Source organism: Listeria grandensis (genome assembly GCF_014322885.1).
In the GTDB taxonomy this organism is placed as follows: Bacteria; Bacillota; Bacilli; order Lactobacillales; family Listeriaceae; genus Listeria_A; species Listeria_A grandensis.
In genome coordinates this window covers 1-17,131 of sequence record NZ_JAASUG010000005.1, presented here as the reverse complement: position 1 = coordinate 17,131, position 17,131 = coordinate 1, and the positions used below count along the sequence as shown (strand labels likewise).

Below are 17,131 nucleotides of genomic sequence, written 5' to 3'. Positions count from 1 at the left end.
GTTAGATGGAAGCCGGAAGCGGAGCGTACATGAGAACTGGAAGTCCATCTAACTTGCTCATTGCGAGCGCTTGTCGCCGATTTATCACGTGTAGGCATCTATCTAAAAAGTTTCCGTGGTTCGAGATCTCCCACGTAAAAAAACTAAGGAGTGAAAAGTAAATATGAGAAAACAAGAGGAACTGGCTGGTGTCACACATTTAGGAAATCAGGGGACGGAGTATTCTATGGACTACGCGCCGGAAGTGTTGGAAGCATTTCCGAATAAGCATCCAGATAACGATTACTTTGTGAAATTTAATTGCCCTGAGTTTACGAGTCTTTGTCCAATGACTGGACAGCCTGACTTTGCGACGATTTATATTTCTTATGTGCCCGGCGAAAAAATGGTTGAAAGTAAGTCGCTGAAGCTTTATTTGTTTAGTTTCCGAAACCATGGTGATTTTCATGAGGATTGTATCAATATCATTATGAAGGATTTGATCAAGCTGATGGAGCCAAAATACATTGAAGTATGGGGGAAATTCACGCCGCGTGGTGGGATTTCGATTGATCCGTATGCGAATTATGGCAAACCTGACACGCGTTGGGACGAAGTTGCGATGCATCGCCTAATGAATCATGATATGTACCCTGAAAAAGTGGATAATCGGTAGGAGGAAATGAAAATGACAAATAAAAAAGCGTTAGTGGTTTTTTCTGGTGGGCAAGATTCGACGACTTGTTTGTTTCAAGCGATTCAGGACTATGGGAAAGAGAACGTGGAGGTTATCACGTTTTTCTATGGTCAGCGGCATGCGATTGAGCTTGAGAAGGCGAAATGGATTGTGCAAGATCTGAATGTGAAGCAGACGGTGATTGATACGTCGGTTATTAAACAAACGACAAATAATGCGTTGATGGATGACTCGATGGAGATTTCGCAAGGGGAATCGGAGGAGTATCCGAATACGTTTGTAGATGGGCGTAATGCGCTGTTCTTACTGCTTGCGGGGACGTATGCGAAGGGGCAGGGCATTACGGATATTATTATTGGTGTATGTGAAACGGACTTTAGTGGGTACCCGGATTGCCGCGATGTGTTTGTGAAATCTATGAACGTGACGCTGAATTTGGCGATGGATTTCCCATTTGTGGTGAAGACGCCGTTGATGTATTTGACGAAAGCCGAGACGTGGGCGTTGGCGGATGAGTTGGGACGGCTAGACTATGTTCGGGACCATACGCATACGTGTTATATGGGCGTGGACGGCGGATGTGGCGAGTGTCCGAGCTGTGAGTTGCGAGAGAAGGGCTTGACGGAATACTTGGCGCAAAAGGCTGGAAGCGCGTTATGATGAGGATTGCAAAGGAGTTTACGTTCGATATGGCGCACATGTTGGATGGTCATGACGGGAAATGTCATAATTTGCATGGGCATACGTACACGCTACAGGTGGAAGTGAGCGGGGGCTTGATTGCGACGGGTTCCAGTGCGGGAATGGTGCTGGATTACGGCGATATCAAGCGGATTGTGAAGGAGCATGTGACGGCGAAATTGGATCATGCTTTTGCTTATTTTGAGGAAAATGAGAACGAGTGCCGCATTGCAAAATTACTGCAAGAGATGGATCGCAAAACAGTCGCGCTACCTTGTCGCTCAACGGCGGAGGGCATTGCGATGGTGATCTTTGATTGGTTGACGCCGTATTTGCCGGTTTCTGCGATACGATTAGGCGAAACACCGACGTCATTTTGTGAATATACAGGTGAACTGTCATGATGGATCGCGAGTATCGGATTGTAGAGATTTTTGAGACGATGCAGGGTGAGGGTTATAATACGGGGATGCCCAGCGTTTTTATTCGGTTTGGCCGATGTAATTTGGATTGTCCGTGGTGTGATACGAATTATAATGAGTTTGAGATGATGACTGGACAGCAAATTTTGGATGAAGTGCATAAATATGCGGCACGGAACATTGTCATCACTGGTGGTGAGCCAACGATTCAGCGCGGTATCGAGGAACTTTTGCAAGTTTTGAAAGCGGAAGGGTATTATTTGGCGATTGAGACGAATGGTTTGAAGGAAGTGCCAGCCGAGATTGACTATGTGGCAACAAGTCCGAAGCGGTTATACAGTAAAATGTATGAGAAGCGTCATTTGTCGCAAGCTGATGAAGTGCGGATTGTCGTGGATGGCAATATTCAGGAGTTTTGTGCACAGATTGAGGCGTTGATCCCAGCAAAACGGTATTATTTATCGCCGTGTGAAGAGGATGGCGCGTTCAATATGTTAGAGACCATCAGCCAATTGGGATTACTTAATGCTGAACGCGGCGAAAATAAATGGTCGCTCAGTATTCAGACGCATAAATTGGCAGGAATTGAATAAATTTTGAAAGGAGGCCTATCTTGACTACGTGTTGTGATAGGCTTTTGAAGTTTATGTCAAGAGAGTTTACCTTTCTTAAAGAAAACCTTAAAATTGCTTGAAGGTTTCTTTATACGCTTCTGTTAACATGTACTTAGACTTGAAGGTAGGTCTAAAACAGAGCGGAAAGAAGTGAAATCTATGGCAGAATTAAAGCAAAAGGAATCGAAAAAACTTATTTCAAAGGCCCTTATCATTGTTTCTTTATTGATTATTGGCTGTTTGGCATTTTATTGTGTGCAGTATTATAAAGCGCTACATTCCGTGAATGCTGATTTTGCATCAGCTAAAGGTGAGAATTTTAAATCGGCGAAGGATCCGAAAATGGATGATTTCAATGTATTGTTGATCGGTAGTGATTCGCGCGGGTCAGACCAAGGACGCTCTGACTCGGTACTCTTGCTACATTATGATTCGAAGGCAAAAAGTCCAAAAGTAGTTTCGTTTATGAGGGATTCGTATGTGGAAGTTCCCGGCGAGGGCAAGAAAAAATTGAATGCGGCGTTTTCGCATGGTGGAGTAGAGTTGCTACGCAAGACGATTCAGAAAAATTTCGGTATACCGATTGATTATTATTTAATGACAGATTTCGGTGGTTTTGCGAAAATTATTGATACGGCATTTCCGGATGGCGTGACGATGGTAGCGGATAAAGATATGTCTAAAAATATTGGGATGACAATTCACGCTGGTAAGCAACAAATGGACGGAAAAACATTGCTTGCTTATTCGAGATTTCGGTATGATGCGCAGAGTGACTTTGGCCGTGTGAAAAGGCAACAGCAAGTCGTTCAAAGTGTGATGAAACAAGGAGTATCAGACATAAGCGTTATGAAGATTCCATCGTTGCTTGGCCTTGTCCAAGGGAATATTTCAACGAATATCCCGACGAAACTACTAATCAATATGGGGCAGGAATTTTATTTTCACACACCTAAGAGGCTAGAATCACTCACAATCCCAACGAACGGTAGTTATGAGGACAAGAGGTATGCAGGGGCAGGTGCTGTTTTAGAGTTGGATTTGGATAAGAATAAGGATGCTATTAAAAAATTTCTAGAAGATGATGAGATTTAAACCATAATGGAGGGATGAAAAATGAAAAAGAAAGTAATGATTATGTCGTCTATCATATTAGTCCTAGTTTGCCTCGGTATTGGTGGTGGGCTGTTCTTTGCGCAACAACAAAAAGAACAGCAGGCAGAGCAATCGCAAAAAAAGAGCTTAGCTGCACAAAAAGAAAAGGAAGCGGCGGAAATGAAGAAGAAAGAAGCGGCGGCAGAAAAGCCTAAGCCAGTGGATGGAAAACAAAAAATTGCCTACCTCACGATTGATGATGGACCAACGCAGTATTTATCGAAAATTTTAGCAGCTTTAAAGAAGGAGAATGCGCGGGCTAGTTTTTTCTTCGTAGGTAACAATATTACGAATGAATATAAAGCTGGAATTAAACAGGCGGTTAAAGATGGTAATAGTGTTGGCGCGCATAGTATGACGCATGATTCTAAGAAGTTATATAAACAGGGGCAGTTTATTCCGGAGATGGAGCAGACCTCGGAGTTGTTAAGTGGCATTGTTGGTAAAAAAATCGGCCTCATTCGCGCGCCATATGGCAGTACGTATTTAAGCAAGGAACAAGTTCAAAAAGCGAAGGCGGATAAATTTCGGTTGCTGGATTGGAACATTGATAGTAACGACTGGAAGCATAAAGGAAAGCCACAAGGGATTGTTGATTTTGTGAATAGGGAGTTAGATGGCTTTCATAAGATATCGCCGGTTATTTTAGTGCATGAAACGAAGGATACACTGGATGCAATTCCGGCTTTAGTGAAAGCAATTCGAGCAAAAGGTTTTCAGCTAGAACCGTATTTTGAAGATAATGATTTTCATTTGAACTTTAAAAAAGATCCAGATTTATAAGAGGTATGAAAAGGTGTTTTCCGAGTTTGGGAGCATCTTTTTTTTGTGGAATCATTTATTTCGAGATGGGCGGAATTTTTGATAATATGCGGGTCTAGGTACTATCTGCGTGTAGTATAGAGATATACGAATATGCGAGAATACACCTTTAAATATGCCTTTGTGATATATGAGAGGAGTTTTTATAATGAAGAAAAGAATGAGGATGGTATTTGTTATTTTATTAATTTTTACAATGGCGATGGTTGGGCCGATGAATAGTGCGGGGCTTGGTAGTTGGTTTGCAACTGGAGTTTCTGCTAGTTCGGGATTGTCGCTCGTTGTGGATAAGCCAAAACAAGAGGAGAACCGCCAGTTTAGTTTGAAATTAATGGATGAAACGGCGCTTGGTTCTTCGGATGACCCGCCGAGTGATGAGGATGTGGTTGAGAATTCTGTCGAGCTTGCAATTCCTGCTGGTATGGTTCTGGATTTGGAAGAGACGGAGATGCGTAATGCGGCAACAGCCACGGGAAAGCTTGTGTTTGACGCGGATTCTGGGGTTGCTAAGGTGACGTGGAATGAGGCGGCGACAGAGCGTGTCTATGAATTGATTTTAATAGCTGAGAAGGCGCAAGATTATACATTGCAGGCTGTGAAGAATGATGTGGTATCCGATGTTTTGACGCTAACGGTGGAGGGCAAAGAAGAGGTAGCGCTGACAGTGGCGGAAGCACCGCCAATCCCGAAAGTGATGCAAAAAGCGGCAGAAGCACTGGTTAGTCTTGCGGATGCGGAGGACCCAAGTGTCGCCAATGTAAGTACATTGACGGAGTTTCATAGTGCAATGATGAATAAGGATATTGCGACGATTAACGTTTTAGCGGATATTAGTTATGCGGCATTTTCTGCGGCGGATGCGAGTCCGACGAATACGGGTGCTTCGTATCAGAGGATGCCAGAGCGTCCGTTTACGATAAATGGAAATGGTCACACGATTGACTTTAGAAATCAGTCTTATGCGCCGACGAATACGTATTCATTGCCGAAAGTGGTTACGTTCAATGATTTAAATGCCTATGGGAAAAATTACTATGGTTTTTATACGGATAATTCAGCTGGTGGAACGAATGACACGAATACGATTATTTACAATAATGTGAATTACCGTGGTTCTCAAGCGATTCATGCTCCAGCAACAACGACGCAAATTTCAGGAAAATCTTCCTTTGCGCAGACGAATAGTTATGTTAGTCCATTTGATGGTGTGAGTTATGCGACATTGGCGAATCAGACGACGTTTGCTGTGGGTGATATGAATATTCTAAAAGATGCGGATGTGAAGGTAACGAATGAGTCTAGTGGCGCGATGTATATATATACAGGTGGAACAGTAGATATTGCGGAGAACTCGATTTTGGATATTTATACGTCTGGAACGAATTCTACAGTCGCGGATGGTGCAGTTTCAGGAATCACTAGTTATGGAAATATTAATGTGCGTAATGGTGCGACGCTTAAGATGGATAATGCAGTTCCAGCGGCTGGCAAGACGGCGGTTGGTGGGATCTGGATGAATGCTGGGCAATTCAATGTTTCTAATAATGCAAAAGTGGATATTAGGACGCGTGGTGCGATGTATTATGGCAGCCCGTTTTATATCAACGGTGCTGGCGTTTTAAATGTAAGTGATGATGCTGAGTTTAAGCTGGAAGCATCAGATACTGGTACTTCGACGCAAGATATTTTTAGTACTGGAACGGGGACGATTTTGATTGGTAAAGATGGTGTGTTTGATGTCAGCTCGGATGGAACGGGTGCTAAGTACTTGGTTTATCTGCGTGGAACTTCTAAATTCCAATTTGCGAATGCAAAACGTGTAGATATTAGGTTTAATAATACGAATCCTGCTGCGACGGCGCGTCTGTTGCGGATGTCGGGGAACTTGGATGTTGACGTGCAGTCGATTCAAGCATGGAATACGAAGACTTGGACGGACGGTCTGGACGATAATTCTGATTTTGTTTGGAACCCAATGTTTAATGTCAAAGTCACATACAGTGCTGCGAACGTTACGGCTGCGACGGGACAATCGGTAAATGCGGCGATTAAGAATAGCTTTACGACGAACTTTAGAACGCAGAACTTCAAGCGTGTTCTTTTTGAAGGAATTCCGGATGTAGGCGTGACAATTGGTAATTTGAGTGATAAGGAGGATCGTGAAAATAGCCGCGTGATTACGGGATGGGCAAATCCAGGCGCTGTGGTGCAATTTTCTGGAGATCCTGCGATTCCTGTAGGGACGATTGATTCGCCGAACGAGGAAGACAAAGCGATGAAGTTTCATTTGATTGCAGATATGGATGGAAACTATCGTTACGAGTTGCCTGAGGGAACGCATTTTACAGCGGGTAACACGGTTCAGATTTATGCTTTTTTGAATGGTAAAGATGCTTCGGCACAGACGGTTGTTCAAGATGGTACGGCTCCTGAGGTACCAATTTTGACCGCGATTAAGGATACGGATGCGGTGATTAGTGGGCAAGCGGAGGCCGGAACGACGGTGACCATTTATGATTCGGAAGATGATAGTGAATTTGTGAGTGGCGCGGTGAATGGGACTGGTAATTTTGCGATAACGGTGCCTGTCGAGAAGCGTCCATTGACTCCAAATAAGGTATATTATGGGGTGTCGAAGGATGAAACTGGAAATAGGAGTGTTAGGTCCAACGAGATTACTGTCGTTGATACTACGGCTCCGACGGCGGATGTGATTAGGCAGTTTGTGACGCTTGGTGAGAAGTTCACGACGAACCCAAAGAATTTAGTGGAAAATGTGGTGGATAACGCTGGAAACGGCGATGATAATATTAATTATGCGATTACAGAAGTACCTGATGTTTCGAAAGTTGGCTACACAACTGCGACGGTAACTTTGACGGATAATGCTGGAAATGCTGCGGATTTCGTGATTCCAGTTTTTGTAGAAGACGATGGATCAGCCAAAGATGATACGTTCTTCTTACATGGCGCAGATTTCGCGGTAGCAACGGCGGATATGCCAAGCGCGCAAGAGGATATTAAAAATATGGTTTTGGAAATGGCAAACGTGCAAGCTTACTTTATGCCCACGGGTACAAGTGTGATCGGCTCGGTTGAAATGACAGGTGTCGACGCAATTACTGCTACACCAGGAAAGTATCCTGTGAAATTGAAGCTGAACGAGTTAGAGCGCGACATTATGGTTACAGTTTTGACTGGTACGCTACAATTTAAAACGGCCACACCAAAAATTTCATTTGGAACGGCAGCTATTAGCTCACGTGAGCAATTTTTGAAGCCGCAAGATGATGTGAAATTAACGGTGGAAGATACGCGTGCAGAGGCGACGAATTGGAAGTTGAAGGCGCAACTCGAGACACCACTTGCAACGGCTGACGGTAAGGAACTCGTGAACAGTTTATTTGTTAGAACGCAAGAGGAAGGAAGCACGATTTCGACACCACTTAATGGGGTTGCGAGTATCGTATTTGCTAATACGGATGGACTTGAAGGCGTAACGGAGGTCAACCTAAACGAGGCAGATGCTTCGGAATTGGTGTTAAATGTACGTCCAGGAACAGCGCGTGCGAATCAAGAATACAGTACAACGATTCATTGGACATTAGAAGATACACCGTGATCTGAAAGTGTTTTATAAATACGACTAATGGGGCTGGCTGGGACATAACCCAGATAAATCGGCGAAAAGCGCTCGCATTCAGGGAGTTTAGCGGACTTCCGGTTCTCATGTACAATCGTACACTCCGCTTCCGGCTTCCACCAAACTCCCTGAATACAAACGCTTTCGCTCGATTTGTGTAGAGCAAAATTTTCGTCCTACCCAAAGTAACGGGTTGGACGATTTTGCTTTATCTTGAGTTTTGTCTCAGACTCATTAATTTATGTGAACATGCGGGAGACTCGTTTTTTGTAGCCATAATAGTCATTTATTTCTTCTAATAATTCTTTATCATGCGTATGTCTAACGCCTATTTGTAGAATCTCTTGGTATAGATCGATATAAGGAAGTCTACTTTTTTGGGCAATAAGCAACTCTTTTTGTCTGTCGTAGTCTACTTTTCTAAAATCAATGTGCGTGTATCCATAAGCATCAATTTCTAAAATGGCATACTGAGCTCTTAAGTCCATTTGAAGGGGCGGCCAGTTGCACAAAGGTTGTCCGATAGAGCCAGGATTTATAATTAATTGTTCCTGACTACTATATCGTAACATTGGGTGGTGCACATGTGCATAGATTGCTATATCTAAAGTATTATCGGTAAAAAGAGCATCAAAGTTTTTTTGTTTCTTTGTGGGGAATAGAAAATCACCGTTGTTGTGGCAGGGTAAATTATGAGATATTCCGATTTTTAAACCGGAGACTTCTTTAACTGTGGATATTGGCCAACTTTTTAAGGTTTGAATATCTTGTAGGGTCATTTTAGGGTAAATATGGTGTGCTAGTGTAGCTAGATAAATTGCCGTGGGATCTGTGATATCTATTTCTTCTGAGATGGAATGGAGGAAATAATCTTCCCAATTTCCTCGTATATACACATCGGTATGAACTTGTTTCAATAGCTTAAGTAAATCAGAGGATCCAGGGCCAGGTAAGAGAAGGTCACCTAAAAACCAGTACGCTGTAGCGCCTTGCTCTATACTATCTTCAATCACTGCTTGTAACGCTGTTGTATTTCCATGTACATCCGCCAGTAATGCAATTTTATGTTTCATGTTCTTCTCCTCGCTTTCAAGTTGCCTTTGTATGATGACCAGATGATTGATCAAAGCTTTGCGTGGAATTGTTGGATAATGTTTTAATGGTAACATAAACAAAATAGCATATAAAGGAATATTTGTCCACTTTAACACTTGATGAACTAGGAAAAAATAAGTCTGTTTGAGAGTTCTATTTATTAGGAATCTGTAGTGTTATGGTTGTTCCCTTATCTTCAGAGCTGTCTACTTGGATCGTCATGCCATGTAAATCTGCAATACGCTTTACAATCGAAAGCCCCAGTCCGCTACCACCGATTTTGGCTTGCCTGGAAATGTCAGCCTTGTAAAATCGTTCGAAAATGCGTAGCTGGTCGGCTTTGGAAATACCGATGCCGCTGTCTTGGATCGTGACCTGGGTTTGTTGTTGTTTGTTTTGTGTGAGCGAGACTTGAATGGTCCCGTTCTCAGGGGTAAACTTGATGGCGTTGTGAAACAGGTTTTGCCATATTTGGTAGAGTAAGGATTCGTCGCCATAAAATTTAGTTGGCTCTAGTTCCACGATCACATCGATATGTTTGCTTTGCCATTGCGGCTCAGTGGTTAGGATCAAATCGCGGATTTGGTAGTCCAGCCTGAATTCCGTCGGGTTAAGTTGGTAATCATTTTTTTCGAGCGCAGTTAATTTGAGTAGATTCTCGCTAATTTTGGATAGACGGCTTGTTTCTGCTTGGATGATTTCGAGGTAATGGGTGCGTTTTTCGCTGTCGAGATTATTGTCTTGAAGTAGTTTGGTGAAGCCGGAAATGGAAGTGAGCGGTGATTGGATTTCGTGTGAAACATTGGCGATAAAGTCTTGTCGTAATGTTTCCATTTCACCGAGTTGTTCAGCCATTTTTTCGACTTGGAGCACGGTATCGCGAATATTGCCGTCGTCCATTCTTTGTAATGGACGGAGTTGTTCGCTGATCTGAAAGTTACCACGCCCTATTTCTTCTAACACGGCACCGAATATTTTGAAATAGGCGCGCTCATGCCGAAAAAAGAAGCGGCTGAGAATGAAGCCGATTATTACCATCAGTGTGAGTCCGCCAGCTGCGATTGTTGCTTGCTCCCAAATCATAGACCAGGAGAAATCATACTTTGTTTTTAGCCAGGTGAAAATGGTGTAGGAGGCGAGGTTGCTTAGAACGAAAAAGATAGCAACCATCAAACTACTGCCAAGCGCTTTTAGTTTGGTAACCATTATATTTCCTCCAGACGATAGCCAAGTCCGCGAATAGTGCGGATCGAAAAACCAGATTTTTCAGCGGGGAATTTCTCGCGTAGCCGTTTGATATGGACGTCGACAGTGCGTTCATCGCCTTCATAATCATAACCCCAAATTTCTTCGATGAGCTGTTCTCTAGAAAAGGTTTTATCGGGATAGCCAGCTAATCGAAACAGTAATTGGAATTCTTTGAGTGGTAATGTAATCGACTTGTTTTGGAGTACGATGATCATCTCTTTTTCGTTTAGTGAAATCTTACCGATACGGATTTCTTGGGTCGCTAAAATTTGATAGCGTTTTAGAAGGACGCGGATTCTGGCTACTAATTCTTCGGGAGCAAAGGGTTTGACAACGTAGTCATCGGCGCCTAGACTAAAACCTTTGATTTTTTGCTCGATTTCTCCGCGTGCTGTCAGAAAAATGACAGGAATCTCTTGAAAATTTTTAATGGCACTGCATAATTCCCAGCCATCCATGTTTGGCATCATGATATCAATAATCGCCAAGTCAACCGTTGTTTTTTCAAGGACTGCGAGGGCATCCATACCATCTTCTGCATTGAAAACGGTGAAGCCTTCTTTTTCTAGAAAAATCGTGACGAGCTCGCGAATGTTGCTATCATCGTCTACCATCAAAATGCGATTCATTGTTTCCACCTCCAAATTGTATGTATAGCCTCGATATTTCCCGGGAAATATCGAGGCCTTTTGTTTATTTAAGTCAATTGTTGTTCTGCGAATGTTGCGTATAGTGGGTGACTTGCAACGAGTTCGCTATGTGTTCCGCGCCCTGTTATTTCGCCGTGTTCGATAAATAGGATTTGATTGGCGTTCACGATAGTCGATAAGCGGTGGGCAATCACGAATGTTGTCCGACCTTCCATTAAGTTCGCCAAAGCTTGTTGTACGATGCGTTCTGATTGGCTATCAAGGCTTGCAGTCGCTTCATCCAGCATCAAAATTTTAGGATCACGAAGGAAGGCACGCGCAATCGCGATGCGCTGACGTTGACCACCAGAAAGTTTCACACCACGTTCCCCAACTTCTGTATCTAGTTGGTTTGGTAATTTTGCAATGAAGGTGTCGGCGTAAGCGAGTTTCGTTACTGCCCAAAGCTCATCATCACTGAATTCTTTATCTAAACCATAACATAAATTATCGCGAATTGTACCGGAAAGCATCGCACTCTCTTGGGAAACATAGCCAATTTGACTGCGCCAAGAGTGAATCGAAATCTCATTTAGAGGCTGATCGCCGACCAAAATCTCGCCAGAATTCGTCTTGTAATAGCGTTCCAGTAAGGCAAATAAAGTCGACTTACCGCCGCCACTAGGGCCTGCGAAAGCAATAACTTCACCGGGGCTAGTTTCAAACGAAATGTCTTGCAAAATCGGCTCATTTTCATTATAGGAGAAAAAGAGATTATTTGCAGTGATTTTCTTGCCGCTAACATCGACTTTCGCACCTTCATAAATATTTTCTTCTTCATGTTCCAAAATTTCAGAGATACGTTCTGTAGCACCTTTGGATTTTTGGAGTTGGGTGAAGAAGGTAACGAAAGATGTGACTGGGACGATGATTTGGAATAGGTAAAGCAGGAATGCGATCAAAGTACCGGTGGAAAGTGTGCCAGCTGAGACACGGATACCGCCGTAACCGATAATACCAACGATGACACCCATGACAACAAATAGCATCAATGGCCCAATAACGGCTGTTACCTTGGCTTCGCGGACACCGAATCTTAGCAGGCGCGAAATTCCGGATGTACCGTCACTGATTTCTTTTGCTTCTGCATTTGATGATTTTACAAGGCGGACCTCGGATAATGTTTGGCTAATAGAGCCAGTGAAATTCGCTGTTTCTTTTTGCATACCGCGCGATATTTTGAACATTTTTTGTCCAAGTGGGGCGACGATCAGTGCTGTAATGGGAACAGCGATAATAAGTAGTAGTGTCATTTTCCAGTCCATAACGAACAGGATTGCAATGGAACCGATGACAGAAATGACTCCCGTTACGAATTGAGGTAAGCTGTCGGCGATCAGTTCTTTAATAACGACGGTATCATTCACCATCCGGCTAACCATTTCGCCTGACTTCGTATTATCAAAATAAGAAACAGGGAGGTTGAGCGTCTTCTTCCATAATTTTTCGCGCATCGAAGCGACCATTTTCTGCCCCATCAAATTGAGCAAGAAGATCGCAAAACCATTCGTTACGGCTTGCAAGACGAAGACGGCGACGATGGTTGTGATTAATTGCCAGCTCAGTGAAGAAGGCGAGAAGCCATCGATTAGGTTTTTGGTGAAGAGGGGAATGAGCAACCCCGCGGCTGTTGTGACTAAACTCGCTAAAAAACCGCCAATGATGACAGCTTTTGAAGGTCTAGTTGAGATAAGTAGTTGGAAGAATTGTTTCCAACTGTAAGATGACTCTGATTTCTTTTTCATAATTTCTTCATTCCTTTCGAGTTGTGCTATCTGTTGAGGTTTCCCTCCTGCCACTCTAATATATAGCATGAATATGAATGGAATATGAACAGCTTCAAATGTAATAAAAAGTACATTGGATATTCATTCTAAAAATAGTTGCAAAATTAACAAAAACAATGGTTTAATTGCTTATTAAGTGAATCATATGACTAAAAAGCACCTAAAAATCATGTTTTTGTGAAGTTTTCGTTGTGTTAAAGAAGCTATGTTACAGTAATATAGTAGTCATTTTTAGTTATCATATGTTATAATTCAAGAATACATCGATTAGAAAGTGAGAAGGAGAGCCTATGCTATTTCTAAAAGAAAGAGATTCAATAGTTACTGTAGCTAAGTTAATAGAGTATTGCTTTGAACACCCAGATTTTAAAAAATATTGCTCGGTTAGACGTACGAAAAAAGGAGACGTTTTGAGGAGCAAGCAAGACGAAGAATTCAAAATATACTTTATTTTGAGTGGCATCTATGGATTAGTAATACAGGACGATAAGCCAAAAGGTGGCATTACACGTTTTTTAGGGAAACATGATTGTTTCGGGTTATATCATTTGTATTATGATATTTGGGAGCCGAATCTTTTGATGCAGAGCCTAGGCCACGGCGAAATTATGGAAGTGGATAGTACCTTCTTGTTTTCCATTTTGGACCAGCAGGAAGAAGATGTGTTTTTCATGGTTCAATATTTGGCGCATGAGCTACGGGAATCACAATACTTCTGCAAGCTTACTTTTTTAAAGAAGGAAGAGCGAATCAGAAAGGCTTTACTTAAGTGTGGACTTGAGCTAGGGACACTGACGGAAGATGGTATCATTTTGCCCCGCCAAGTAACACAGGAAGTTTTAGGAAGATATACAAATACGTCGCGGGAATATGTAGCCCACACGGTGATGAAGTTGATTGAGGCTGGCGTAATTCGAAATAGGCCGAAGCCGTTACTTATTGTTGATAAACATCGATTATAGATGCAATATGCTAGGTATGACGCCAATGTCATGCCTAATTTTTTTCGTAAAAAGCGGTTCGGGAGACATTCGACAATAAAAGGTATACAATGGGATGGAAGTTATGAAAGCGTTTAACGCATATGAGGAGGATGAACATGAAATTTTTTATTGATACTGCAAATGTGGAGGAAATCCGTAAGGCGAACCGAATGGGGTTCATTGCTGGGGTGACAACGAACCCGTCATTGATAGCAAAGGAAGGCCGCGATTTTAATCAGGTGATTGAGGAAATTACGTCGATTGTGGATGGACCAATCAGCGGGGAAGTCGTGAGTTTAGAAGCAGAAAAAATGATTGAAGAAGGTCGCGTGATTGCGAAAATCCATCCGAATATGGTCGTTAAGATTCCGATGACGGGTGAAGGTTTGGCTGCAGTTGCGGTGCTTAATAAGGAAGGTATTAAGACGAACGTGACGCTTGTTTTCTCGGCAGCGCAGGCTTTACTTGCGGCACGAGCGGGTGCTACATATGTTTCGCCGTTCCTTGGACGCTTAGATGATATTGGTTCGGACGGCTTGATTTTGATTCGGGATATTGCGGAAATTTTTGAGGTGCACGATATTGAAACGGAGATTATTTCGGCGAGTGTGCGTCATCCGATTCACGTGATTGAGTGTGCGCGTGCTGGTGCGGATATTGCGACAATACCGTTTAAAGTGTACGAGCAAATGTTGAAGCATCCGCTAACCGATTCAGGGATTGAGAAATTCTTGGCGGATTGGGAAGCGACTCAGAAATAATGAATATGCAGTATATTGTAAAAGTAGCGCATCAACCGACAGAGTCAAGTCCGCTATTTGTGAATAAAAATGAGGATTTGTGGATTGGCGAGCGCGCCGGAAATACAGGCTGGATTACTTGCACAACAAAAATGTCTGGAAAAACTGGCTTGGTCCCAGAACAAATCCTATCGCGCGCCAGTTTGGATGCAAAATCAGGTACGGCGACAGAAGATTATTCGGCGCGTGAGTTGGTTGTGCAGACCGGTGACAAGGTGGAGAGTAATCGTGAATTGAATGGTTGGGCTTGGTGTAACGATGAGGACGACAATGCTGGATGGTTGCCAATTCAAAAACTGAAACGATAAATGATAAAGAAGGAGGCTGTTGCATTAGGGTGTCTAAATCCCCAAGTGTTCCAGCCTTTTCTTACGTTTAGTCAAGCAGTAAGCTTCACCAAAATAAGTAGGCAATTTAGGCATACCAAATGAAGCCTATCTCTTTTTAATTATAGTAGGATCCATACATAGCGTGGTGTTGTAATTTGTATTTATAAATGATTCAACAATAGAATAGCATCCAATAAGGCTTTTCTTTAAGATAGAGAAATCTCAAAAGGTATAGGCAAAACGAACGTGGAACTATACCGCATGAACCTAATAGGAGTGTAGGATTAAGGTGTAGTATATTAGGAGTTTATGAATTTAAATAGGAATTTTTTACAATATATCGCTTCGGGTCTAGGAAGAATTTTTTGCTAGCGGCAAGTTTTCCTCATATGAATCAATGTATCATTTTTGGGGAGCGTGTGAGAGGGAAGACTTTGAAAGTTGAGCATCACACAATGGCAATGTGTGATACTCTCGTTACATATGATCCGCATAACCGAAAAAAGAGGCACACAACATGTGTCTTTTTTTGTTGGGGATGTGGTGGTCGATCTCCCTAAAAACGCTAATTTGGACAGTTTGCGCCAAACGGATCAATGAAAGCGTTATATTAGGCGGTTTTTGAGAAGTGATGTCTTATTTTGTATACAGCAATTACATGTGAAAACAGATACAATGAATAAACAGAGTCGCGATGAGGCTGTTACAAGGTTTTTTTCAATTCAATAAACTACGAGGAACGAGAAGCGTAATATAGGAGGAGTGAAGTCGATGTCAATCAATCGAAAAGGAAGGAAGCGCCAAGTGTGGATGAGTTTAGGGCTTGCAGGAGTGCTAGTCACGAATGGCTGTTTACCTTATGCTGTGCCTACAGATGAGGTTCAGGCAGTGGAAACAACGCAATCAGAACAGGAAACGAAAGCGGCAATATTACCAGCAGGAAGTACCTATCGTTCGCTTTTTCCAGATACGAAATTAGCGATAACAGTGGCGAAACAAATTTATCCCCACGTCTATTTTGAAGATTTAGATCTGGACCAGAAGGTCACACAAGAAGAACTCAACCGAGTGACAGAAATCAACGAAAATTGGGATATTACCGATAATCCAATGAGAGAAATCGAAGGCGTCCAATATCTGCATAATTTAAAGAGGCTAAGCATTGGAGATGGTGTATGGAGCGGTTTTGTAGAAAATCTAGATCGATTAGCCGGTCTAGATAAACTAGAAGAGCTCTCCATCGTAAAGAGTAGAGTGCAAGATATTTCGGGGATAAAAAACTTAACCAATCTCAGGTATTTAGATTTAAGTGACAACAACATCACAGATGCGAGTCCGATTGCAGGATTAACGAAACTGGAATCTATCAATTTAGATGCACGAAATAACATTCAAAGCTTGGCCCCTTTTCGTCAATTGACGAACCTGAAGACGTTGTATTTGAGTGCGAGTGTTAGTGATTTCCGACCGTTACAACACTTACCTTTAATTCAAGATTCCAGTAGTACATGGCAGTTGTGGGGAGAAGTTCAACTGCCCGACGCCTATGTTGGGGAGCCTGTTTTTATGCAAGCTTTCGATCCTATAGGTGAACAAGTGATGTTTGGTGGGGTTACGGTGGATGGGAAATGGGAAGGTGTGAAAGCGTATGATGGAAAATACGCAACGTACAGCAAAGCAGGAATGGGAAAGGTTTCTTTTGGACAAAGTCCGCCAGATTCGAGTGATTCTCGTCGCTTTATTAGTGTCGATTTTAAGCAGCGAGTGTTGCCTGCCAAAGCAACTGTCCAACCGGTTACCGTCCGTTATGTGGATGAAAAAGGCGATGTTTTAGCGCCAGAGGAGCGTTTAACGGGGGTGCTTGGTGAAGCGTATGCAGCCCAAGCCAAAACGATTGACGGCTACCAGCTTACGGAAGAACCAGTGAATCGGGTAGGGACTTTCAGCACCGAGGCGCAAACCGTGACGTTTGTCTATACCAAGGAAGCGGTCCCTGTCAGTCAAGCGGTCACAGTTCGTCATCTAGATACCAACGGGAAGGTGGTAGCACCAGAAGAAGTGTTGACAGGAGCTTTGGGGGATACGTATGAAGCTGAAGCCCAGGCTATTGTAGGGTACCGACTTGTCACGACACCAGCCAATCAAACGGGCACTTTTGGTACAGAAGCGCAAACGGTGACCTTTATC

15 protein-coding genes and 1 riboswitch are annotated in these 17,131 nt (G+C 42.8%); of the genes, 11 read left to right on the top strand and 4 right to left on the bottom strand.

Annotated features, from left to right (window positions below):
• Nucleotides 1-109: 109 nt before the first annotated feature.
• A riboswitch (PreQ1 riboswitch) is annotated at nt 110-153 on the top strand.
• Nucleotides 154-163: 10 nt separating this feature from the next.
• The 7 genes from queF (at nt 164) to HCJ54_RS08110 (ending at nt 7,992) form a co-directional block, all read left to right on the top strand.
• On the top strand, nt 164-655 hold the full coding sequence (queF, locus tag HCJ54_RS08140; protein WP_036067817.1) for a preQ(1) synthase: 492 nt from the start codon (nt 164-166) through the stop codon (nt 653-655).
• A gap of 12 nt (nt 656-667) precedes the next feature.
• Nucleotides 668-1,336: a 7-cyano-7-deazaguanine synthase QueC gene (gene queC, locus HCJ54_RS08135; protein ID WP_222712992.1), complete on the top strand. Its 669-nt coding sequence runs from the start codon at nt 668-670 to the stop codon at nt 1,334-1,336.
• Nucleotides 1,333-1,761, top strand: a complete 429-nt coding sequence (queD, locus tag HCJ54_RS08130) for a 6-carboxytetrahydropterin synthase QueD (protein ID WP_187137290.1) — start codon at nt 1,333-1,335, stop codon at nt 1,759-1,761. The genes queC and queD overlap by 4 nt, the downstream gene beginning before the upstream one ends.
• Nucleotides 1,758-2,372: a 7-carboxy-7-deazaguanine synthase QueE gene (locus HCJ54_RS08125; RefSeq protein ID WP_185411653.1), complete on the top strand. Its 615-nt coding sequence runs from the start codon at nt 1,758-1,760 to the stop codon at nt 2,370-2,372. Before queD ends, HCJ54_RS08125 begins: the two co-directional genes overlap by 4 nt.
• A gap of 180 nt (nt 2,373-2,552) precedes the next feature.
• Nucleotides 2,553-3,488 carry an LCP family protein gene (locus HCJ54_RS08120; RefSeq protein ID WP_187137289.1) on the top strand — a complete coding sequence of 312 codons (936 nt, stop codon included), beginning with the start codon at nt 2,553-2,555 and terminating at the stop codon, nt 3,486-3,488.
• A 21-nt stretch (nt 3,489-3,509) separates the two neighbouring features.
• Nucleotides 3,510-4,331 (top strand): polysaccharide deacetylase family protein, encoded by an 822-nt coding sequence (locus HCJ54_RS08115; RefSeq protein WP_187137288.1) that lies wholly within the window; start codon nt 3,510-3,512, stop codon nt 4,329-4,331.
• A 187-nt stretch (nt 4,332-4,518) separates the two neighbouring features.
• Entirely contained in the window at nt 4,519-7,992 is a 3,474-nt protein-coding gene (locus tag HCJ54_RS08110) for a pectate lyase-like adhesive domain-containing protein (protein WP_187137287.1), read from the top strand.
• Between the two features lie 260 nt (nt 7,993-8,252).
• Here HCJ54_RS08110 and HCJ54_RS08105 read toward each other — a convergent pair whose 3' ends face one another.
• The 4 genes from HCJ54_RS08105 to HCJ54_RS08090 all read right to left on the bottom strand — a co-directional run bounded on the left by HCJ54_RS08105 (nt 8,253) and on the right by HCJ54_RS08090 (nt 12,790).
• The gene (locus HCJ54_RS08105; protein WP_187137286.1) at nt 8,253-9,086 is read right to left on the bottom strand and encodes a metallophosphoesterase family protein; all 834 of its coding nucleotides are present in this window, start codon (nt 9,084-9,086) and stop codon (nt 8,253-8,255) included.
• A gap of 175 nt (nt 9,087-9,261) precedes the next feature.
• Entirely contained in the window at nt 9,262-10,314 is a 1,053-nt protein-coding gene (locus tag HCJ54_RS08100; protein ID WP_187137285.1) for a sensor histidine kinase, read from the bottom strand.
• Nucleotides 10,314-10,985, bottom strand: a complete 672-nt coding sequence (locus tag HCJ54_RS08095) for a response regulator transcription factor (RefSeq protein WP_187137284.1) — start codon at nt 10,983-10,985, stop codon at nt 10,314-10,316. The genes HCJ54_RS08100 and HCJ54_RS08095 overlap by 1 nt, the downstream gene beginning before the upstream one ends.
• 68 nt (nt 10,986-11,053) lie before the next feature.
• Nucleotides 11,054-12,790: an ABC transporter ATP-binding protein gene (locus HCJ54_RS08090; protein WP_185527274.1), complete on the bottom strand. Its 1,737-nt coding sequence runs from the start codon at nt 12,788-12,790 to the stop codon at nt 11,054-11,056.
• Nucleotides 12,791-13,122: 332 nt separating this feature from the next.
• On the opposite strand from HCJ54_RS08090, the gene HCJ54_RS08085 reads away from it, so the two are divergent.
• The 4 genes from HCJ54_RS08085 to HCJ54_RS08070 all read left to right on the top strand — a co-directional run.
• Complete coding sequence (locus HCJ54_RS08085; RefSeq protein ID WP_036067835.1) at nt 13,123-13,794, top strand: Crp/Fnr family transcriptional regulator; 672 nt, start codon at nt 13,123-13,125, stop codon at nt 13,792-13,794.
• Nucleotides 13,795-13,931: 137 nt separating this feature from the next.
• Nucleotides 13,932-14,576, top strand: a complete 645-nt coding sequence (fsa, locus tag HCJ54_RS08080) for a fructose-6-phosphate aldolase (RefSeq protein WP_036067838.1) — start codon at nt 13,932-13,934, stop codon at nt 14,574-14,576.
• Nucleotides 14,576-14,923, top strand: coding sequence for an SH3 domain-containing protein (locus HCJ54_RS08075; protein ID WP_187137283.1), 348 nt, complete (start codon nt 14,576-14,578; stop codon nt 14,921-14,923). The genes fsa and HCJ54_RS08075 overlap by 1 nt, the downstream gene beginning before the upstream one ends.
• A gap of 792 nt (nt 14,924-15,715) precedes the next feature.
• The coding region (locus HCJ54_RS08070) for a MucBP domain-containing protein (protein WP_187137282.1) at nt 15,716-17,131 on the top strand (1,416 nt) is incomplete at its 3' end.